We start from the raw sequence: 21,573 nt of genomic DNA, 5'->3' as shown, positions 1-21,573 counted from the left end.
GGAATCGACCGGAGGGGGTGGGCTGGATGATCCGTGCGTACAAGTTCCTGCTGCGGCCCACCGTCCGCCAGGCCCAGGCGCTTTCCGAGATGCTGCGCGATCACTGCTCCCTCTACAACGGGGCCCTGCAGGAGCGTCGTGACGCCTGGCGGCACCCGTCGAAGAGCACCGTCCAGTACGGGGTGCAGTCCGCGCAGCTCAAGGAGATCCGGGCGTTCGACCCGGAGCGTCAGGGCCGCTGGTCGTTCTCCTCGCAGCAGGCCACTCTGCGCCGCCTGGACAAGGCGTTCGCCGCGTTCTTCCGCCGCGTCAAGGCTGGGCAGACGCCCGGTTACCCGCGTTTTCGCGGGGTGAGCTGGTTCGACACGGTGGACTTCCCGAAGGACGGGGACGGCTGCCGCTGAGACTCCACCCCGCACGATCCGGTCACCCGGGTCCGCCTCCAGGGCGTCGGGCATGTGAAGGTCAACCAGCACCGCCCGGTGGCCGGCCACGTCAAGACGGTCTCGGTCAAGCGCGAGGGCCGCAAGTGGTTCGTCGTGCTCACCGTCGAACAGGACCAACCCGAACCGCTGCCCGGAACCGGCAGCGTGGTCGGGATCGACCTGGGCATCGCGAACTTCCTCGCCGACTCGAACGGTGTCTTCGTACCCAACCCGCGCCACGGCCGCCGTGCCGCCGCCAGGCTCCAAACAGCGCAGCAGGCCCTGTCCCGGTTCCCCCGGCGCAAGGCCAGGGACCGCACCGGCAACCACCGGCGCGCGGTGGAGAAGGTCGCCCACCTGCACGGCAAGGTCCGCCGCCAGCGGCTGGACCACGCGCACAAGACGGCGCTCGGCCTGGTCCGCGCACACGATGTCATCGCGCACGAAGACCTCAAGATCCGCAACATGAGCAAGGCCCCCGCACCGAAACCCGACCCCGACCAATCGGGCGCGTTCCTGCCCAACGAGGCTGCGGCCAAGGCCGGGCTGAACCGTTCGATCGCTGATGCGGGTTGGGGGTGTTCCTGACGATCCTGCACGCCAAGGCTGAAAGCGCCGGACGGGAAGTGATCGCCGTGAACCCCCGCAACACCTCCCGCACCTGCCCCCACTGCGGGCACACCGCCAAGGAGAACCGGCCCACCCAGGAAAAGTTCCACTGCATCGCCTGCGGCCACACCGCGCACGCCGACACAGTCGGAGCACTCAACGTTCTACGGGCCGGGCTGGTCCGTCGCAACGCCAACCCGGCGTAACGAGAAGCCCCTGGCTTCAGCCAGGGGAGGAGTCACCAAGCTCTGGCCCGCTCCACACCGCGCCAGACACGCGGACCTCTGCACGACGGAGGGCGGACCGTGCGCTTCGACAGTGATCTCCTGCCGTCGAGCACCCTGAGCAGGTTGCCGGGGTGCTATTGATCCCCAATGACCAGTCCTACGACGGACGAACCTGCGAGCAGGACACCAAGGACGGTGGCGGGCCGCATCCTCCGAAACCAGCCAGCCTGGGGGACCAACTGTAACGACGTGGCGCTCGATTGGGGTCGCGCCGTGCCGGCCTGGCGGGTTGGCTGGTGGTGATCATCTCTCGGCGGCGCGGTCGGAGACCAGACCGGCCACAGCCGGCTGGTCGCGATGCGCCCGGTCTGCTGTGTGCGGAGTGGTTGCAGGGCTGCGCCGACGCCCCCGGCAGGCGACCGAAGGCGGGCAAGCCCAGGACGGCCGTCCTCGTTCAGGAGATGTGCGACAGCCCCTGGGGTACCTCACCGGGGCCGCTGCCGGCGCAGTCGCCGGTGCCGAGTGTGTTGGCGATGCTGTAGGCGGTCTTCATGTCGGCGTTGAGGCCGTCGATGGCCTTGTTCGTCGTGGTGACCGCCGTGGTGATGTGGGCCTTGGCCGTGGCGATGGCCGCGTCGGCTCCGGGCAGCGCGGGCAGCCCGTCAGCGGTGAGGGCCGCCTGCGCGTCCTTCAGGTCGGTGATCCTGGAGCGTAGTTGCTTGATGCCCTCCTGCTCCTGGTCGACGTCGTAGCTGGCCGTGCTCGTGACGTCGTAGCCGACGACGTACTCCGCGTCGTAGCCGACGACGTACTCCACGTTGTAGCAGTCCTCTCCGTTGCCGCCCTTGGCGTCTTTGCGCAATTGGGTCAGGTCCTTGGCGGCCGTCGTGAGGTCGGCGCGCACCGACTTGGCGTTGGTGAAGGCGCGGTTGGAGTCCAGGAGGGTGGCGAGCGCCTCAGCGGCGGTGCCCTGGTCCGCTGCCCGTGCGCTGGCCTGGGCGCTGGCATGCGCGGTCTGCTGGTCCTGCTGCTGCGCGCTTTTCTCGGCCTGCGCGTCTTCGGCCCAGCCGTCTTGCAGCAGTGCGCTGCACACGTTCTGCCCGAATATCTGGGCGTTGATGTCGCGGACCACGACTACGAGGCCACCCTTCTGGACGGCGCACACCTCGGGCACGATTCCCTCTGCGGCGACGGCCTGCGTGGTCCAGAAGTCACCGCCCTGAGACAGGGACGAGGCCAGGCTGCGGCACTCGCCCGCCGCATCGGACGCATCGTTGCTGCGCACCTCGGCGCGAGCGGCGTGCCCGTACAGGTGGATCGTGCAGGCACCTTCTGGCGCGGCTGCCTTGCTGCTCGCGGACGGCATCGGCGAGGAGAGCGGACCGGCACCCGGTGCGGTAGGAGGTGCGGGTGCCGATGCGCAGGCCGAGAGGAACATGCCATAACTGGCCACGGCCACGGCGACGACGCCTGTTCTCATCGACTGCTCTCCTCGCGAAGTACCTGTGAAGAAGTTGTGTTGGGGCTGTACTCTCCCACCGTTTTCCGGCGCCGCGACACCAACGGGCACACTGAGGCATGCGCATTCTGGTCGTCGCGGGCTCGGGACCTGGCATGCTTGGAGGGACAGCCGTGAGGCACCTGCATGAACTGCACCTGCATGAACTGCTCATCGATGCCTGGTCGTGGCTCGACCACAAGCACGCGATGGTCCGCCCCGCAGGGCCGGCCACCATGCATCCCCCGAGTTGAACACCTCGCGGGTACCCGCCGAGGGCTTGCGTTGCCTGGCGGCCTGCAAGTTCCGACCGACAGGTCTCGAGGGTGACATGGTGGAGTCGGCCGCTGCGGCTCGCACCAGGCTCGACGGATACCTGACCGTCGTCGCCGTGTGAACCGGCAACCGACGCGGGAAGCGCATCTGTGGCGCACGTGCGGCCGGCTGGAGCGCCGTACTCAGCTGTGTACGGCCTGTGCCAAGGCGGTGAGGACGCGCCGGGTCTTGTTCTCGGGGTGATTGGAGAGCGTCACTCCGCGTTCTCTCACTGCGTCTTCCAGCTTTCGCTGCTTGTGCTCGGCCCGCGCCGTGAACTCCTGGGCGTCCTCGTCCTTGGGCTTCACCCGGATCGAGGCCTCAAGGAACTCCAGATCCGCAACCGACCAAGCCTCCAGGTTCACGTCGAGGTCGCCGAGCGGAACATCGTCGACCTTCGTCGAGAGGATCGGCCCCAACGCGGCCAGCCCGTCGAGCCGGACGGCGGGGGCGCAGGCGTGCAGGAACTGATCCTGCACCGCGTCGATCGGCGCGGCGGTGTCGGCCCCTGGCTCCACCGCGCCCGACAGCGCGCCCGGCGGGTGATCGTGCGTCAGGGAGGCAGCCAACACCCTGTGGTCCTGCGACCAGTCCTCCTCGATTCGGTACGTGAACGGTGTGGTCTCGAACGTGGCCGCGAACCGGCCGACCAGCTGCTCCCGGGTGCACGGACGCAACTTGACGGTCAGATCGTCGGAACCGCCACCCATCCTGAACCGTACGATCACGCCGCTGTCCAGCAATGGCACCCGGCCCTCGGCCACGCCGTTCCGGTCCTCGGCGAACCAGATGCGACGCGTCGTCATGGCGCCGGCTGCCCCTCTCAAGGCCGACAGCGCCGCCGCGACCTCACCTTCGATGTTGACCTTGATCTCGACCGGCAAGAGGTCCATTGCACAGCTCCCGCTCGCTTCCTAGACGTTGTCGCGCACGTCCTGCAGGTACTGCTGGACGAAAGCGTTGAATGCCGTCTGCTGGTCCTGCTCCTCCTCCAACTCGGGGTCGACGCCGTCCGGGTCCTCCCGGAAGACGAACGCGCCGAGGCCGTCCGGCTGCATCTCGCCCAGATCCGCCGCGGCGAAGACGTTGTTCAGGTGGGTCGTTTCCAGGGCCGTCTCGGTCACGTCACCGGGCGTCAGACTTCCCGCGGTGTCCTCAAGCCCGGACGCGGCCTGGAACTCTGCGAGTGCGCCAGCGGTCTCCTCGCTGAACGACCCGTCGACGGCGATGAGCGAATCGCCTGTGCTGTCCCGCCAGTCGTTGATCAGCGCCTGAAGGAAGCGCACGTCCTGGGAGTCGTTGTTCCCGTCCGGGCCGACAGAGCCTCCCATGGGGGAGTTGAAGACGAGCAGGGCGGGCGCGAGGATGGCGCCGAACAGCTCGGCGGCGATGAGGGCCAGCGCGACGAGGGCGGCGATGATCGCCGACACGATGATCGCCTTGGCCAACGCCTCCAGCAGCTCTCCGTCGACCTCCACGCAGATCTCGTAGACGATGAGCCCTTTCGTGATCTCCGGCTCCGTGGCACGCCGGTAGTGGAGCGAGACGCTGCACGGGACGATGCCAAGGTAGTTCCGCCGGTAGAACACGATGGACCGGTCGGGATCGAACTGCGTCCCCATCTCGTACTTCACGAAATTGGGGTCCGTCTGGGCCAGGAAGTCCGTCAGAGACAGAAATGTCTCGATCTTGGTCCGGCCGGCCCGTCTCCCGGAGTCGGAGTTGGGCTTGATCTCGTAGAACTCCATGCGCATGCCCGGCTGATGGGTGATGACGTCCGGCACCGCGAACCGCTCGTTTTCGTCGTCCTCGGGATCGACCGGCTTCTTCCGCATCTCGCACGAACCGGAGATGAAGGTCTCGTCGAGCGATGGTGTGTGCGTGGCCAGGAAGCTGGCCAGGAAGCGGCAGCGCGTCGTGTCGGACGCCTCGTCGAAGAAGTCAGTTCCGGTGTTGCCCCGGGCGAACTCGTTGCAGCCGCCCTTGCTGAAGCAGTAGTCCTGTTTGACGATCCACTCGACGATCCGGGCGACCTTCGCGGCCGCCCATCGGGGCGCACCGGCCTCACGCGGGGTCCGGCAAACCTTGGCCATGGCAGTCACCTCTCTGTGCGCGTTCTGGTGCTGGTGCCGACCGTCGCCGACACCCCCGTTACGCCGCCCATTGGTGATCCCGAGCTGTGGTCCGCCGGGTGTCCGACGGGGCTGCGCCGAACCGATTCGACGCCCCGCACCGATCCCGAGTCCGTAAATCCTTCTCAATTCCAGGATATATCGACCCCGACCGAACTCATTTCGTACATCGCTCAATGATAAATGCGATCTAATGTGGATCGGTCAATTAATTTCAAATACGGGCAAGGCTTCAATGTGGGCAGCGCAAGGCGGGCGCCGGGCAGCTGGCCCACGGGCCAACTCATGCTGAAATCAGGCGAGGGCCTGCAGAATTCCCTCTGCCCGCGCCGCAAAGGCACCTTGTGCGAGGCCACTTGCCCTACCTCGCTCCAAGTCCCCTCACGGACAACCCGGTTGGTAGACCAATCGGCAAGCGTGATGTCGATGGCTACGCGATGCCGATAGGGCTCTGTCATCGTCTCGCCCGCAGTGGAGGTGACGCCCTAATGGGTGGCACGATGGCCGCTTCTCTCCGGTGGCATATGCTCCCGGCGCAACGGATAATGAATGCGTAACCCGGATGCCGTCGTGGACGGCACGGGTCATCGTTGAAGCGATTAGGCCGCCGGACGTAATGGCGATCACGCCTCCGGATATCAGAACGTGAAGCGCGCGATGCGCGCGATGGGCCCCTCCTGCACGGGCAGGCCGGTGGCCCCCGCAAGGAATCTCACCCTCTCGCCGTCCAAGGATGACAAGAGAGGTCATCCTCGCCCTCCGAGGCTGAGACCAGTCCGGGTCAGAACGCAGCTGACGAGCAATCAGCATCCCGAGGTGGAAAACCATGCCATGGCAAGACAGAGCTCAACGCGCGCTCAGCGTGCTCGACGGCGTAGACGGGGACGGAGGTGCGGCGGAGCGTAGCCGTCGGGTCTTCAACCATGTACTCGACGAATCAAACCGCGATGACTACATCAGTCATGACTTCTTCAACGTCCAGCAGACCGCGGGCGGGCTTCCCGAGGGGGTCTCGTTCGATGATTTCCTGGCGATGGTGGCGGGACACGTGCGCCCGGAGCTCGAAGGTTCGGGGTTCGCGGAGGAACTGGATGACGACAACTTCCGCAACGCAGCGCTGACCTTTGACGAAGTCATCCGCCGCCACATCGATTTCCTCAACGGGGTAGTGCACCAAGCCGCCGCCGGCGAGGTGCACCTCGGCCTGTGGAACCTGATCCTGAACGCTCGCAGCGACGACACGAGCGTCTACGCCTGCTATCGCGACTTCCTTGTGGATGCCTGAGCCGCAGGCCCGTCGGCCGGAAATGCCATCCGGTCGTGAACAACCCACGTGAACAACCCTGTTGGAGGGGTGGCTGCCATGACGATGCTCCTGATCAACGGAGCTTTCCAGATCAAGGGAACACAACCGGATGGCGACACCGTCCGGTTCGTGCCCGGTGATCCGCAGGAATGGGACCTCGTGACCAGCAGGGGCCGCACGGTCAAGCACGATGTGCTGGGGCGCGCGGCCCTCCGCCTGGACGCGATAGACGCTCTGGAGACCCACTACGGTCCGAACCGTGTGCATCAGCCTCTGCAGTTCGCCCATGCCGCTCGCGACGAACTGCTGAGCTGGCTGGGGTTCACGAATGTCCAGCAGGGGCCCAACGAGACGGTGACCGCCGTGGTACCCGATACGGTTCCCGGCTTCGTCCTCACCAGCGGCGCCGACATCCACGGCCGGTGCATCGCCCTGGCGGGCCGGGGTGCCTCCGGGGGCACCAGCGGCGTCGACGTGGATGTGGACGTCGACCTGCTCAGGACGACGGCGAACCATCACCTGCTCGCCGCAGGTCTGGCCTATCCCACGTTCTATCGAAGTCTGTTCCCCAGTCTGCGCACGGAGTTGACGGCCGTTGCCCGCCAGGCGCGGACGGCGGGCCAGGGCCTGTGGCCGAGCGACACGACCACAACGGGGGCGAAGGTCACGGCACTGTCGTCGATCACCGACGACGCCGTGATGCTCCCCAAGCTCTTCCGGCGTCTCCTCGACTACCTTCAGCTCGACAACCCCTCACTGGCCTGCTTCCCCGCCTACCTCGCCGGCGTGCAGGACCGCTTCACGATCCTGTCCTCCGGCAAACGCTGCGTCGGCCTGCACAACGTGGTCGAGATCAGCAACGCCCAGACGGTGCGCATGACGCAGCCGCCCGAAGACCTGGTCTTCGAGGAAGGATGAGGCAGTGCCGCAGACGCCGTCACCTCCGGATCGAAGTGGATGAGCACCATGTCCGAGATCGAGGCCGTATCGGTTTCCCGTGAAGCGGCCGACTACTTCATCACCGCAGCGAACTACATCGCCGAGGACGCCGCAATCAGGAGGCTTCGCTATCACCTCCTGCGGCTCGGCGCCTCGGCCGGCCTCACCGACAAGGACGTCGAGGAACTCGGCGAGCTCGGCAGCCTGGTCTTCCGGGAGGACCGGACGACCGATCAGACAGCCAAGATCGCGAACCGGGCCGACGCCAGCCCACTCGCCGTCACCATCGCGAAGGTGGTGGAGGAGGGCACGTCCTCGGCGCGATGGCCGACCGACCCCAAAGCCGTACTGCTGGGCGCCGTACTGGGTGCCTACATCTCGCTCAGCGCGCTGAGCGATACGTCGGGCCCCAGTCCTGAAGTCTCCGCGACGTCGGGAGCGGTCGCCGGGGCACTCGCGGCCAGTGCGAGCACGTTCGTCATGGGGAACATCGAGCGGACTCCGTTGGACGACTACCTCGACATGCGCGAGGGCTAGACCGCATATCCACGGCCGAAGGCCTGGGAGCGGACAGAGTCCTGGCCCCGGAGAGCCTCATCCAAAAAGTCCTACGGCCGTACGGGAGGGCCGGTGACTGAGAACGAGCTGACCGAAGAAGCGCAGCCCGAGGACACGGAGGCGCAGCCCGAGGACGCGCGGCCCATGGTCGTGAAGCTCGGCGGATCGACTCTCGACCTGAACATCGACCCGGCCGACGAGTTCACCCTCGGCATGCTCGGGATCGATCCTCAGACGCTCAGCGGTGACCCGGAGGCAGCCACCGAGGAAGTCCTGCGTGCGGCCAGGGAGTTCTCCAGCGACCTGGCCAATCTTGTGCCGCAGCTCTTTCCTTTCATGACGGACATCGAAGGCTGGGCAAAGGAGTTCGATCCGTTCCCCCCGGCGGCACGCAACAGGCTGCACGAAGCCTTCGCGACGACCTCCGAGCCCGAGTTCGACGACCTGTTCGAGAGCTCCGACGGCAGGACCCGGTTCGACCTGATTCCTTACATGGTCGGCTTCGAGGAGGGGAACCAACAGGAACCGCTCGTGTCCTTCAACGAGAGCGAAGGGACGGAGGAGTTCACCGTCACGCTCTTCGAGGAAGGGCAGGAGATGAGCGAGATACTTGAGCTTCCTCACCTTGTCGCCGTGTCGCTGCGGCGTCGGATTCCGGCGGCCGGCGGGGAAAGCGCCACGGAGGACATTCCCTTCCCCGCCGTCGCATTCGGCGACTCCGAGTCCGTCCTGATCGCGCGCATGCCGCTGACCGGCCCCAAGCAGCGGCGGCAGTTGCTGGCAGCCCTCTCGTCCCCGAAGTTCGAGACCTCGGTGATCGTTAGACGGGGAGTGACCCTGGAGATTCCGACGGGCTCGGGCTGCGAGGACAGTGACAACGCCGACGACCCCTGCTACCGCGAGACCCGCCTGATCCTGGAATCCGTCGCCGCGCCCTCGCCGTTGGTCCTCTCCGAGGCACAGCGGAGCAGGTTCGGGGCAGGCGGCGCGCTCCCCGCGATGGAGTGCACCAGGGTCACGTACGGCGACCGCAGCTTCCCGTACTGGCAGGATCCGGTGCGGCCCGAGCGTTTCTACTACCTGCCGGATCGCTTCCTGCTCGCCCGGCTCCCCGACAGCGGACACCGGCCGGCGCTCAAGGTGCGGGCCGTCGGAGCCGGGAGTCAGGCCGATCTGCGGTTCACGATGGAGTTCTCGGCGTTGCCGGTCACCGACCAGATCCGGCTGAAGGAGGCGTTGGCGGGCCTTGAGGACGACGCCCGGAGGATGGGCGCCGTCGATCCCGTCCGGCTGGAGGTCCTCCAGGAGGCGCAGCCGATACTGCGGCTGGCCCTGCCACAGGACGGAGCGCCCGGCTCCGAACTGACCGAGCGGGACGGCGCCCTGATCGACCTCGAGCGGGAAGTGACCCACGCCGAGACGCTGAAGTTCGCCGACTTCCAGCTCGTCTACCAGGCGCTCTTCGGCGCCTCGCTCAGCGTGTTGCGGGGCGAGATCCGGGTCGGCGCGGGTGGCGGACCCCAGGAGGACATCCCGCTGGAGCTGCGGCTGGACCGTACGGCCGGAGAGGTGCTGGCCCTGGAGCCGGGCGCGGTGGCAGAGGGCCGGATCGCCGCCCGCCTCACCAACGTGATCGAGAGCGTGGTGCACCTGGAGCAGCCCACGGCGGTGGCGCTGTGCGGCACCGACCGGGTGGCCCTTCGGATCGAGGGCCTCCAGCCGGGTCTGCGGCTGGCACCCGGGGAGGGCGCGGACGTGCAACTGGTGCCCCGGACACCGCTGCCCGGGGCCGGTTTCGACGCGATCCACCTCAACGAGTCGGGCATCGTGGCCGAGCCGGACCGGAAGGTCGTCTGGGACCTGGTCTTCGACCGCAGCGTGGAAGCGCGCCTTACGCGGGAGGTGACGGTGGAGGCGGTGACGGCGCTGTTCGCCGGACCCGTCGGATCCACCGACCGGGTCGCGGCTTTCGTGGTGACCCTGGAGCACGGCGGGTCGGTGCGCCTGACGGAGGACCAGCTGGCCGCCTCCACCACGGTGTCCGTGCCGGTGGAGCCCTTGCTCACCGGAGCGCAGGCCCCGCCGATCCGCTACCGGACGGAGACCCTGTGGCAGTCCGGCGGCATCGGGGTGAGCCCCTGGCGCGAGACCGACAACACCATCCTGCTGCCGGTGAAGGTCGTCCCGCCCCCGGATCCGCCGCCCGCCGGCCCGCCGCCCGCTGACGGACCCGCTGTCCCGCCGCCGCCCGAAGGAGGAACGTAGTCGTGCTTACCGGACTTCCCGACCTCGGCCGACCCGTGCCCTCGGTTCCGGGTGCGGCGTTCCGTGCCTTCGGCGACGAGGGTTCCCTCGTCCTGGTGCCGGACGCCCTGGGCCTGGAGCGCCAGGCGGACGGAACGGCCGCCCTGCTGGTGACCCTGCTGCGCGGCACCGGTGTGCCCGGGGGAATGTCCGGCCGGCTGGAGGTCGGCTTCGCGATCGACCTGCCGCTCGAAGCAGCCGGGCGGGCGCTGGTCGCCCAGGCGCTTCCGGCCGCCCTGGTGCCGGCCGAACTCGACGGCGGCGTGCTCGAAGTCACCGCCCAGCTCGGGACGGGCGCGACCACCCCGCTCGCGCCTCCGGTCGTGCTGAGCCCGGACATGCTGGCCCGGGCACACGTGGTGGTGGACCTGACGGCGGAGAGCGCCGTACTCGCCACCCGCCTGATCGAGGACTCGGCCCTCCCGGTGCAGGCGGTGATCCGGCTGATGTTCCCCGCGGTCGCGCCGCGCCTGCCGCTGGCGTTGGAGTTCGACCGGCGGCGCCTTGCCCAACTGCTCGCCGAACGCTTCGGGGCGCAGGCGGTCGTCCCGGAGAAGGCGCTCGGCGAGGCGCTCGACGCGCTCCTCGCGGACCCCTGCGTCACGGTCGTCGGTGACCCGGCGGCCCTCGCGGACACGCAACGGGCCGGGACGCTGGCGCTGCGTCTGAAGGGCGAGCTGACGGTCCCGGAGGAGTCCGCCGCGATCGCGTACCGGCTGCGCCCGGTGTCGGGGCTCTCACCGGAGCCCGGGCAGGTGGACCTGTCGGAACCGGCCCGGGTGCAGGCCGACCGCCTGCTGACCGTGGATCCGTTCGCGGCGGCGCGGGTCCTTTCCGGAGGCGGACTCGACCGTTTCGTACGGTCGGTCGACGTGCCGGCCCTGCCGACCGGGCAGCTCAAGGTCACCTTCGTGGCCAATCTCCCGGAACCCGTGCTCGGTTTGCTCGCGCTCTTCGCGGACCTGCGCGTGGCCGCCTTCCCGCCGTTGCGACCGCAGGAGGTGACGGCCGGCGTCGAGCTCGTCGCCCCCGGACGCAGTGCCGCGGCGGGGATCGTCCTGTCGCCGGGAGAGCCGCTGACGGGCGAGACCAGACTGCGGACGCTGCTGGAGAGCGGGGACTCCCCGGTCGAACTCGCGGGCCCCTGGCTGCCGGTGACCGGTGAGTGGCTGCTGCTCGGTCCCGAGGCGTTTCCCCGTCCGCTGACCGTGCTGCGGGCCTCCGGCGCGCTCACCGGCGTGGCCGAGGTCGAGGTGCGCAGTGCGGCGGGGCGGCTGCTCGCCCGGCTGGACACGCAGACACCGGTCCTCGCCGTCCCCAGGGAGACCGACGATCCGCCGGCGTCCATCGTGGTCCGCCCCCGTGGCCCGGGCCGTACGATCGAGCTGCCGTTCGGGGCGCTGCCCCGGATCGACCTCGACCCCGTGACGCTGCCCGGTTTCGGCGCCCACCGGGCCCGGGTCGTCGGCCGGCCGGAGCCCGGCGGCCCGCAGCTGCTGGTGGAGTGGCGGCCCGAGGGCGGGGAGCAGGAGCCGCAGGCCGTACGGCTCGGTCCGGACCGGCCCGAGGCCGAGATCAGCTGGGTGGCGGCCTCGCCGTTCCAGCCCGGGGTCGTCTGGCGGGTGACGCGCGGCGACGCGCCCGGGCCGTGGTCAGACCCGGTACCGCCGGCGGAGGGGCTGGTGCTGTCGGTGCCCGCCGCGGCTTCGCCGGAGCCGGTGGTACTCGACGGGCTGGAGCTGCGCCCCGACCCCGCGGACCCCTCGGTCTGGACATACGTGCCGCCGGGCCCGTTCCTGGAGCTCGGGCCGGACGGCCGCCCCGCCCTGGGCGTGGTCGACGCCGGCCCGGTGAGCTTCCTCCAGATCACCACCCGCCTCGACCTGCCGGACGCCGCCAGAAACGCCCTGGCGGGCCGGCTGCCGCACCCGCAGCGGCCACCCGCCACCGTCCGGGCCGCCACGGTGGCCGTGACCAGGGTCGCCGTCGAGACACGACCGCCGGACGGCGCCTGGGCCAGCGTGGCCGAAGGCGCCAGCTCGGGCGTCCCCCCGTGGACCACGGCGCTGGCGGCAACGCTCGGCGCGGAACAGAGCGCCGCCGTCAAGGCCGCTCTGGGCGGCACTCGGGGCCGGATGCGGCTGGTCGGCGAGCTGGCCACCGGGCGGGAGAACTTCGTGAAAGAGAGAGATGTGGCCGACCTGCTCGGGCCGACCTGATCAGCAACAGGAGGTAACCATGCTGCAGCTGCAAGGCGCGATAGACCTGCCGGAAGCGACCGTCTACACGGACGACGTCGACGGCTTCCTGATGTACGTGCTGCCGAAGGTCCCGATCCTCCGGCGCGACACCGATGGCAAGGCGGTGTTCAAGTACGTCAAGTACCGGGCACCCAAGCCGCTCAAGAACGGGGAGATCGGCGCCGCACTGGTGTTCATGGACGTGGAGCTGGCGCTCACCGCCGCGCAGGAGCAGGCTCTGCGCACCAAGCTCGCGGAGCTGCTCACCGCCCGTCAGGGGCAGGGCGGCCAGCCGGTGGACGCGAACCGGATCACCCTCTCCAAGCCCCAGATCACCAAAGCGACCGTCACCGTCGAGGTACTGGCGGACAGCGGCAACCTCGTGCAGAAGATCAATCACGCGGGCAAGCCGTCGATGTACGGCAACAACGTGGTGGCGATGTCGGCCGAACTCACCCAGTTCGGCGCACCGGTCTTCGAGGCCGTGATGAAGAGCGAGGGCGCGGGCGGTGTGCGGGTCGTCTACGAGATGACCTTCGCCGGCCGGATGCCTCCGGTGACGGCCTTCGGCACGTGGCACGCCAGCAAGTTCTACAGTTTCGTCCAGGACGTCGACTTCGAGGAGAACTTCTGGTCCGAGGACGACTTCCACGAGCACGTCGAGGAGATCTTCGCCAACTCCGAGTCCCGCGAGGTCGTGGTCGATCCGGGCGGGCAGGCGGGGACCGACCCCTCGATCGCCCCGCTGCTCGCCACCCTGCGGACCTCGGTGACGCAGCAGCTCGACGAGGCGGTCAAGCGAAACCTGCTGGACGCGATCCCGGCGGAGAACAGGGACTTCTCGAAGATCCGGGACGAGGACTTCGAGAACATCCACCGCGATGTCACGGTGAACAAGACCGCCGACGTGCACATCGAGTTCAAGGAGAAGCAGGTCATCTCGGTCGATGTGGCGCCGCAGGCCAACATGCAGTCGCTGGTGAGCCAGGGGTTCAAGTGGGAGGACTACGCGATGGACGTGGACCTCAACGACCCCTTCTTCCGCCAGCTCCAGCTGAATATCCAGGTGAACGCCGAGTTCGACAAGCTGCCGATCTTCAGCGTCGACGTGAAGATCGACTATCCGCCGAAGACCGCGCGCGACGGCATCCAGACCTTCAGCTTCACGAAGGCCGACGACATCGGGAAGTTCGTGGCGTTCACGGACGGCGGCCCGACGGCCTTCAAGTACCAGTATGTGGTCAACTACAAGGGCGAGAGCAGGGTGCACACCTCGGAGTGGCTGGACGGGGACACCACCGATCTCAAGGTCAACATCGATGATCTCGGGATCTGGCTCGTCGACATCGAGGTCGGCGACATGAGCTTCGACCAGGTGGCCCGAGCGGTCCTGACCCTCGAACACCCTGAGGTGGCGCCCGGGATCCCGCCGGTGCGCCGGTTCCAGATCGACGCGCAGACGAAGACGGAGCAGGTCCAGGAGGTGCTGATGGAGCCGGTGAAACCGTACGGCGGCTCGATCACCTACTTCATGAAGGACGGCCGGGAGTTCGTCAAGACGCTCAAGGACCTCAAGGGCCAGCGCTTCTACGTCGACGATCCGTTCTCCGCCACCAGGACGGTCCGGGTCCGCACGCGTGGAGACTTCGAGCGGCAGATCGACTCGATCTTCTTGGACCTCACCTACAGCGACGAGGACAACGACTACCGCCAGACCTCGTCGGTGGCGCTCAGCAAGGACAAGCGTTTCACGGACTGGGCCTTCCCGGTGATCGACGAGCACAAGGGCAAGGTGACCTACCAGGCCATCACCACCTTCCGCGACGGCACCTCCACCGATTCCGGCGAAAAGACGCTGGACGGAGCGACGCTGCTGCTGGGCGAGGACGCGGCCATGCTCGATGTCCGGATGGTCCCGGACCTCATCGACTGGGCCGCGGTCAAGCTCGCCACGGTGGACCTTCACTACACCGACACGGGGCACGGCATCGACGAGTCGGAGAGCTTCACCTTCCGCAAGGACGGGGCCGAGGCGAAGTTCGAGCTGGCGATCCGCGACCGGAACATCCGGAGCTACACCTGGAAGGAGACCTTCTTCATGACCGACGGCTCCAAGAAGGAGAGTGCCTCCGCCGGCCTGGTGACCGACGAACTGCTGGTTCTCCAGGTCCCGGCCTGATCCGGCGCCGCGCCACGAAGGGCTGAGCCATGCTGTTTGAAGCACCGCCGTACTACCTCATCGACGGCGTCTCGATCATGCGCGACCACGCCGATCCGCTGCAGTTCTACTACCTGCCGCTCGGTCCCCAGTTCGTGACCAGGAGCGAGGGCGGCATCGAGGTGCCCGAGTTCCTGCTGATCAAGATCCGCTCCGAGGCCGGAACGATCGGATTCGCCGACTTCGACGTGCACCTGGGCATGCCCCCCGGGCAGCTGGAGGTCATCCAACAAGAGCTGCAGCGCCTCGCCGCTCTGGACAGGCCGCCCCGGCTCGCCCCCGTCCCGGTCACCGACGGCACCGTGGCCATGATGCTGTTCGGCGCGTCCGACATCGGTCCGGCGGCGGGCGAGGCGGCTCCGGCCGGCCCGGATCTCGTCCAGGCCATCCACCACGCCGCCAAGCCCGCCCTGTACGGGGACAACCGCGCGGCCTTCTCCGTCGAACTCGACGAACGCGGCATCATCGTGCTGGACCAGGCGATGGCGGGCGAGATGGCCCCCATCGGGGTCGTCTACAGCCTCGACTACCTCGCGCTGCGTCCCGCCTACCATGTGCGGCTCACGATCGACTGGAACCGGACGCAGGACGTCCTGGACACGACGTTCGGCCACGAGGGGATGGTCGACGCCGTCCAGATCCAGGACGTCTGCGAACGGCTGATCGAGGATCGGGTCATCCAGTTCGAGGCCGACACCTTCGTCCCCGAGGACGACGAGAGCGGCACCCTCATCGAACGCCGGAATGCCGCGGTGGCCCGGGTCCGGGACATGATCACCGACGCCTTCTTCGCATCCTCGCTCGACCCGCTGCGCAAGCCGCCCGACGGCTGGGACAAGGCCCGTGAGGTCATCAAGTCCTTCTCGCCGCAACGCAGCACTCCGCTCGGCGTGTTCAGCTACAAGAAGACGCACTTCACACGGGTCGACTCCAAACGGCTCGACGTGGACTTCTCCGAGCGCACCACGCTCAAGCGCACGATGTACCCGCAGGGCCACCTGTCAGGGTTCTTCGACCTCTTCGGCGCGGGAGTCGACCGCTCCCGACTCGTCCTGGACGTCACCGCCAAAGACCCGTGGTTCAAACAGCGCAAGGTCCAGCTCTTCTGCCGGGCCGACTTCGAACATGACCCGATCAGTTCCGTCACAGCGACGCTCACCTACGCCGGACAGCCCCAGACCCTGCAACTGGACAAGGAACACCCCGACGCGGAGGCCCACTGGTTCTCGGAGGTGAAGGACGGACGCATGGTCATGCCCGTCGACCTGTCGTACACCGTCGACCTCGTCCCGGACGCCGACGGCGAGCGGCCCACCCGGCTGGTCTCCGCGACCGAAGAGGTCGTGGGCGACTCCAAGAACATCCAGCCGCGAGAGCTGTTCTCACTGGAGACGATTCCCCTCCTCACCCTGCCGGGATTCCCCTGGGACCGCTATCCGGTGGTCGAGGCCGAGCTGCGCTACGACGACCCGGCCCACCAGATCCGGCAGAACGACCTGATACGCCTCACCGCGGAGAATCCGCAGGGCAGTTGGCAGCGCTTCCTGGTCGGGCCGCCCGCCGCTCCGGTGATGGCCAAGCTCACCTACCGGGCGGCCGACAACCGCGACCACGTCACGCCCTTCACGGCGCTCCCCGGGCCGCAGCTGGATGTGCTGGATCCGTTCCCGAGGCGGCTCAAGATCGATATCGTCCCCGTTCTCAACTTTGCCGAGGTCGACCGGGCCTTCGTCGACCTCGTCTACGAGGACTCCGCCAACGGCATCCGGGTGGAGGACTCCATCGAGGTGGTCAAAGACGGGAAGCCGAGACCGTTCGTCGCCGACCGGGCCGATCCGGCCCTCAGCAGCACGCGGTACCGCATCACCGTGCTGATGCAGGACACGACCGTCCTGGAGGGACCCTGGTCCACCACACTGAACAGCCGCATCCTCGTGCGAGCCGATCTGCGCGGGCACCGCTCTGTCACCCTTCGCTCGCCGGCCGACTTCACCGCCAAGGGGCTGGAGAGCATCCGGGTCGAGGCGCGCGCCAAGGACGATGCGGCCCAGCTGTCCTTCGAGGACCGGTTCGACTTCACCGCGCCGGGCAGCACGGCCGTCTTCGAGTTCGACTTCAAGGACCCGGCCGCCGACGCCTTCGAACTGAAGGTCCACCAGGTGTTCCTCAACGGCATGGCGAGCGACAAGGACTGGAGCCGCTTCGACGAGGACACCGTCACCATCGCCACGGTCGCATGAGAAGGACGAAGCCATGTTGCAGCTCGGATCCGGCACCTTCGAGGTCGACGGCGTCACCGTGTTCCGCGACCATGCCGACCAGAACCAGTTCTGGTACCTCGCGACCCAGGTCGTCCTCGGCAAGCGCCCGGACGGCAGCCCCGCGTTCAGCCTGATCAAGTACCACCCGGCGGTGGCCGACTCGGGAGTGAAGGGCGGCGGATTCCTGATGCTCCAGACCGCCGTGGCGCTGCCCGAGGCGACCCGCAGAAAGATCCTCGGACGGCTGGCGGAAACGGTCCAGGACGGCGAACCGCGCCTCACCGCGGCACCGGTCGAAAAGGGCACCGTCCGCTGCCTCGCCCTCAACCTCGAAGGGGCCGGCGGCACCGTCGCCCAGCCGCCCCCGCCGGGAGCCTTCAACGCGGTGGAACAGATCCTCGGCGCAACCAGACCCTCCCTGACCGGCGAGGAGACCGCGGCCTTCTCGCTGGTGCTGAACCAGGAGGGGGCAACCATCATGCAGCAGGCGTTCGAGCAGGGCGCGACACCGGTCGGCGTCATCTACGACCTGGAGTACGCCGCGCTCACCCCCGATCTGCGGGTCGTGATCCACGCCGACTTCGAACGGATCTACCGCTTCTTCTCAGCCGGCCTGGAGGCTCAGCTCTACTGGGTGAAGGCGGGGATCGACGCGGGCTTCGAAAAACTCCGCCAGGACGGCGCCATCACCATCGAGGTCACCGACTTCACGGGCGAGGCCGACAACGAGGCGAAGGAGAAGTGGGCTCTGGACTTCTTCAAGACCGACCTGCTCAAAACCTGGTTCGAACCGTCACTCGACCTCGGCCAGCTCAAGGGCGAGGGGGTCGACGCGCTGACGGAACGGCTGAAGAAGCAGAATCAGGCGGCCTCGACGCCCGGCTCACCGGCCGCCGGCGCCGCGAACCCCCTCCAGCCCGCACCGGCGACGCTGACCACAACGCAAACCACCCCGGCACCGCTGCCGGGAGGCCTGGGCCTGTCCCTCCTGCCGGGTGCAACAGGCACGGGCCAGAACCTGCACGTGCTGGGCCCTCCCAGCGCCGTACTGACCGTGGACGGCCTTCCGCGCCCGCTCGACGCGTCGGGGAACGTGCTGGTGCCGGTGCCGCCCGGCACCAGCCACCCGGTAACGGCCGACTGGCCCGTCGTCGCCCCGCTCCCGGCGGTGTCGATCAAGGCCACCCTGGCACGCCCCGCCGCCCCGGCGACACCGATCGCGCCGGGACTCCAGCCCCCCGTGCCCGGCGCCCAATTGCCCACACTCGGAGGCCAACCCGCCCACCCGCCGGGCTCGCCGCTGCCCGGCCAGCCCACCGCCGGCACCCCGCCGGCGCCGCCCGCCGCCGGCGGAATGCCGGCGCTGGTGTCGTTCCGGCTGCGGTTCATCGAGCAGGAGGAACGCAAGACACTCACACTCGTCTACGACCGCAAGACGACGGTCACCCGCACCTACGCCCCGCAGGGGTTCGTCGGCCTGCTGCTCAAGGACCTGCCCGACAAATCGGCGCACTTCACAGAGATCGACCTCGACGACCCGTTCTTCCGCACGCTGGGCGTCGACATCGCGACCGCCGCGGACTTCGAGAAGATCGGGCTGTTCTCCACCGACGTGTCGATCGAGTACGGCCGGCCCGCAGATGTCCAGGGCCACGAGACCGCCCAATTCCAACTGACCCCGCAGAGCCCGGGACCCAAGCACTTCGAGACCTTCCTCAACACGTCCCACGACCTGGACTTCCAGGTCGGGATCCAGCACCACTTCGATGCCTCCTCGGGCTGGACCGGGGAGAAACTGAGCTACGAGCTGCCACCACGCCGCACCCTGGACCGGACCCTGCACGTGGACCCCGCGGACGATCTGGGCTTCCTCGAACTCCAGATCTTCCCCCACCGCATCGACGAGGGCATCGTGGACGCCATCGACGTCGAGCTCACGTACGACGACGAGGCATCCTTCCAACGGCGCGACGTCTTCAGGGTGATACCCAAGGGCAGCCCGCAGCTGTGGCGCCTTCGGCTGACCCGGCCCGAGCGACGCGGCTGGACCGCCCGGTTCACCCACCACCTCAAGAACGGCACCGTGCTCACCTCGGGACCAGTGCACGGCGACGCGTCGTTCCTCCCCGTGGACGACCCCTTCGTAGCGGCACTGGACATCCTCGCCATCCCGCTCTTCGCGCCGGACGCCGTACAGGTCGCCTTCCTGGACATCGACTACGAGGACGCCGCCAACTCCTACAGCCGCCAGGAGCGGCTGGAGATCCCCGGCACGACGACAAAGCCCGTGCCGCTGCGCATCGCCCTGCTCGACGCCACCCGAAAGACCTTCCGCCAGCGTGTGACGCTGGTGATGAACGGCGCCAAGCTCACCCAGCTGGCACCGGTGGACAGCGAGGAGACGATCATCGGCCTCGGCGCGGCGCCGTGAGGGAGGCAGTCCGGCGCCTGACCACAGCACTCACCGGGATGACAGCCCTGCCCCCGCTGCTCGACGCCGCCGTCAACCGCCTGGAGAGCAGCAGCTGGCCCGAAGTCGCCTCCACCTGGAGCCGGTTGACGCCCACAGGCTTCCCCGTCGAGCTGGCGACGGCGTCCCAGAGCACCGGACCGCGCGGAAGCGGGGGACTTCGCTGGACCGCCGAGGTCGCCGGACCCGAACTGCCCGAGGCCCACCGGCTGCCACGGGCCGCCGCGCTGCTGGCCGCGAGCGGCCAGGCGCCGCGGCCCGACCTCGTCGCCCGACTGGTTGCCGCGCAGTCCAGCACCGCACTGCGTTTCGGCGCCTGGCTCGGCGGCCGGGAGACCACCGGCAGGACACCGGGACTCAAGCTGTACGCCGAGCTGCCCTCGCTCGCCGCCGCCCCGCTTCCCGGGCACATCGAGGCAGCCTGGTATCGGCTGCCCACCGGGACCAGACCACGGATGCTGGGCGTCGAGCCGGCCCGTGGACGGTACGAGCTCTATGCCAGGCTGCCGTCGGTCGACGCGTTCGACCTCCTGACCTTCCTGTACGCCGCCGGACACCCGGCCGCGCTGGCGGTCCTGGACGCCGGCCTCCCCGATGGGCTGCGCCGGCTTTCGGGACGCAGACTGGGCCTCAGCATGGCCTGGACCGCCGACAGCCCGATCACCCTGACACTGTTCGTGTCGGCCCGCACGCTGTTCCCGATGGCACCGGACGCGCTGGCCGAGCTGGCACCCGCGCTGAAACGGGTACGCCGACTTGATGTGCGCAGCGCGTTGGTAGCCATCGGTCTCGATCCCGCCCGTGATGAGCTGTCCGTCTCGGTAGGACTGGTTCCAGCCGGCCCCGGCCGCCCACTCGGCTCCAAGAGCGGAAGGCCCGCCACCTCCACAACGTCGGCAAGACCATCACACGGGCCCAATCACTCACCGAGCACGCTCGGTTGAAGGGTTAAAAGATCAAGCCGAGTCATTGCCAGGAGGTGTGGACGGGATTCCGGATCCCGTGCACGGTGCCCAGGACCTGCCGGCCGCCCAGGCCGCGCAGATGGCCGCCGCACAACGCCCCGCCGCCTTCGCCACCCTCACCCAGCCGGCAGGTGCACCCGCCTGGAAGACCATCCCGTCCTGGTACCTGATCGCCCGCAACGACCACACCATCCCCCCGGCAGCCGAGCGAGCCATGGCAGCCCGCGCCCACGCCCACACCGTCGAGATCAACAGCTCCCACGCCGCCATGGTCAGCCACCCGAACGCCGTCACCGACCTCATCCTCGACGCCGCCACCGGCTGACCCGGCGTCCACAGCGGAGCCCGCCGCGCAGCGCGAGCCGGTCCGAGGTGGACGGCGGTCGCAGGACGGGCGGGGGCCGTGAATGTCGCGACGGTCCGTCAGTTCCACGCCCGCGAGGGCCACTTGCGGTCAGCACGCAAGCACATCGAGCCGGTCGACGGGGCTCACCCCGCCCATACCTTCAACCAGCGTTCTCCGGCCCGCGGGCGGAGAACGCTGCAGGCACAACGCCGTCAGTGAGGCGTTCAACAGCGTGCTCAAGGTCGAATACGTCTACCGGCACACATTCGCCACCCGCACCGAGGCCCGACTGCGGATCGCGACCTGGATCACCGGCTTCTACAACACACACCGGCTAGACAGCGTGTGTGGATATCAGAGTCCGATCGACTACGAGCACAACCACCGGGCCAACTCCGCCTTGGAGCTAGCCGCTTAGAAGATCTCCACAGTTCGAGGGGATTGACAGTCGGCCCAGTCGCTGATCGCCCAGTAAGAGGTGTCGTTGACGGTAACCAACAGTCCGTGGCGGGCCCCGGGTTCAACCTGGTACGACTCCTGCCGTCCACCTACCGGTTCCGGTGGGCATGGATGCAGAACGGTCGTTCGTACCGTGGCTACTGCTGCTCCCACTGCTCCTTGGTGACCTCGTACCGGACGCCTCCATGCTCAGAGCCCTCGATCATCTCCATGTCGGAGGGAGTAGGGATGGTGTCCGCGAGCGTCATTTCGAGCTTCTTCATGATGTTGCGCGAACCGTGGTTCACGGACATCGTCTCAG

14 protein-coding genes and 1 pseudogene are annotated in these 21,573 nt (G+C 68.3%); 12 read left to right on the top strand and 3 right to left on the bottom strand.

Annotated features, from left to right (window positions below):
• Positions 1-26 precede the first annotated feature (26 nt).
• A pseudogene (locus tag N4G66_RS39415) lies at positions 27-1,240 on the top strand (RNA-guided endonuclease InsQ/TnpB family protein).
• 475 nt (positions 1,241-1,715) lie between these two features.
• Here N4G66_RS39415 and N4G66_RS39410 read toward each other — a convergent pair.
• The 3 genes from N4G66_RS39410 to N4G66_RS39400 all read right to left on the bottom strand — a co-directional run bounded on the left by N4G66_RS39410 (position 1,716) and on the right by N4G66_RS39400 (position 5,167).
• Positions 1,716-2,741, bottom strand: coding sequence for a hypothetical protein (locus N4G66_RS39410; protein WP_261709115.1), 1,026 nt, complete (start codon positions 2,739-2,741; stop codon positions 1,716-1,718).
• A gap of 476 nt (positions 2,742-3,217) precedes the next feature.
• Positions 3,218-3,967: a hypothetical protein gene (locus N4G66_RS39405; protein ID WP_261709114.1), complete on the bottom strand. Its 750-nt coding sequence runs from the start codon at positions 3,965-3,967 to the stop codon at positions 3,218-3,220.
• Positions 3,968-3,988: 21 nt separating this feature from the next.
• Positions 3,989-5,167, bottom strand: a complete 1,179-nt coding sequence (locus N4G66_RS39400; RefSeq protein WP_261709113.1) for a peptidoglycan-binding domain-containing protein — start codon at positions 5,165-5,167, stop codon at positions 3,989-3,991.
• A gap of 865 nt (positions 5,168-6,032) precedes the next feature.
• On the opposite strand from N4G66_RS39400, the gene N4G66_RS39395 reads away from it, so the two are divergent.
• The 11 genes from N4G66_RS39395 to N4G66_RS39345 all read left to right on the top strand — a co-directional run bounded on the left by N4G66_RS39395 (position 6,033) and on the right by N4G66_RS39345 (position 21,231).
• Positions 6,033-6,491, top strand: coding sequence for a hypothetical protein (locus N4G66_RS39395; RefSeq protein ID WP_261709112.1), 459 nt, complete (start codon positions 6,033-6,035; stop codon positions 6,489-6,491).
• Between the two features lie 78 nt (positions 6,492-6,569).
• Positions 6,570-7,430: a nuclease gene (locus N4G66_RS39390; RefSeq protein WP_261709111.1), complete on the top strand. Its 861-nt coding sequence runs from the start codon at positions 6,570-6,572 to the stop codon at positions 7,428-7,430.
• 39 nt (positions 7,431-7,469) lie between these two features.
• The gene (locus N4G66_RS39385) at positions 7,470-7,988 is read left to right on the top strand and encodes a hypothetical protein (protein ID WP_261709110.1); all 519 of its coding nucleotides are present in this window, start codon (positions 7,470-7,472) and stop codon (positions 7,986-7,988) included.
• A gap of 93 nt (positions 7,989-8,081) precedes the next feature.
• Positions 8,082-10,274, top strand: coding sequence for a hypothetical protein (locus N4G66_RS39380; RefSeq protein WP_261709109.1), 2,193 nt, complete (start codon positions 8,082-8,084; stop codon positions 10,272-10,274).
• A 2-nt stretch (positions 10,275-10,276) separates the two neighbouring features.
• On the top strand, positions 10,277-12,532 hold the full coding sequence (locus tag N4G66_RS39375) for a hypothetical protein (protein WP_261709108.1): 2,256 nt from the start codon (positions 10,277-10,279) through the stop codon (positions 12,530-12,532).
• A 19-nt stretch (positions 12,533-12,551) separates the two neighbouring features.
• On the top strand, positions 12,552-14,732 hold the full coding sequence (locus tag N4G66_RS39370) for a hypothetical protein (protein ID WP_261709107.1): 2,181 nt from the start codon (positions 12,552-12,554) through the stop codon (positions 14,730-14,732).
• 29 nt (positions 14,733-14,761) lie between these two features.
• Complete coding sequence (locus tag N4G66_RS39365) at positions 14,762-17,011, top strand: hypothetical protein (RefSeq protein WP_261709106.1); 2,250 nt, start codon at positions 14,762-14,764, stop codon at positions 17,009-17,011.
• A 13-nt stretch (positions 17,012-17,024) separates the two neighbouring features.
• Positions 17,025-19,463 (top strand): hypothetical protein, encoded by a 2,439-nt coding sequence (locus tag N4G66_RS39360; protein WP_261709105.1) that lies wholly within the window; start codon positions 17,025-17,027, stop codon positions 19,461-19,463.
• A 38-nt stretch (positions 19,464-19,501) separates the two neighbouring features.
• Positions 19,502-20,446, top strand: a complete 945-nt coding sequence (locus N4G66_RS39355) for a hypothetical protein (protein ID WP_261709104.1) — start codon at positions 19,502-19,504, stop codon at positions 20,444-20,446.
• Complete coding sequence (locus N4G66_RS39350; RefSeq protein ID WP_391858965.1) at positions 20,421-20,792, top strand: alpha/beta fold hydrolase; 372 nt, start codon at positions 20,421-20,423, stop codon at positions 20,790-20,792. The genes N4G66_RS39355 and N4G66_RS39350 overlap by 26 nt, the downstream gene beginning before the upstream one ends.
• Positions 20,793-20,874: 82 nt before the next feature.
• The gene (locus N4G66_RS39345) at positions 20,875-21,231 is read left to right on the top strand and encodes an integrase core domain-containing protein (RefSeq protein WP_261709102.1); all 357 of its coding nucleotides are present in this window, start codon (positions 20,875-20,877) and stop codon (positions 21,229-21,231) included.
• Positions 21,232-21,573: the final 342 nt, after the last annotated feature.

Origin of the sequence: Streptomyces rhizosphaerihabitans, from assembly GCF_025399795.1 — a bacterium.
Classification (GTDB): domain Bacteria; phylum Actinomycetota; class Actinomycetes; order Streptomycetales; family Streptomycetaceae; genus Streptomyces; species Streptomyces rhizosphaerihabitans.
Note: the sequence above shows the minus strand (reverse complement) of the source record. Positions and strands in the feature narration are given on the sequence as shown.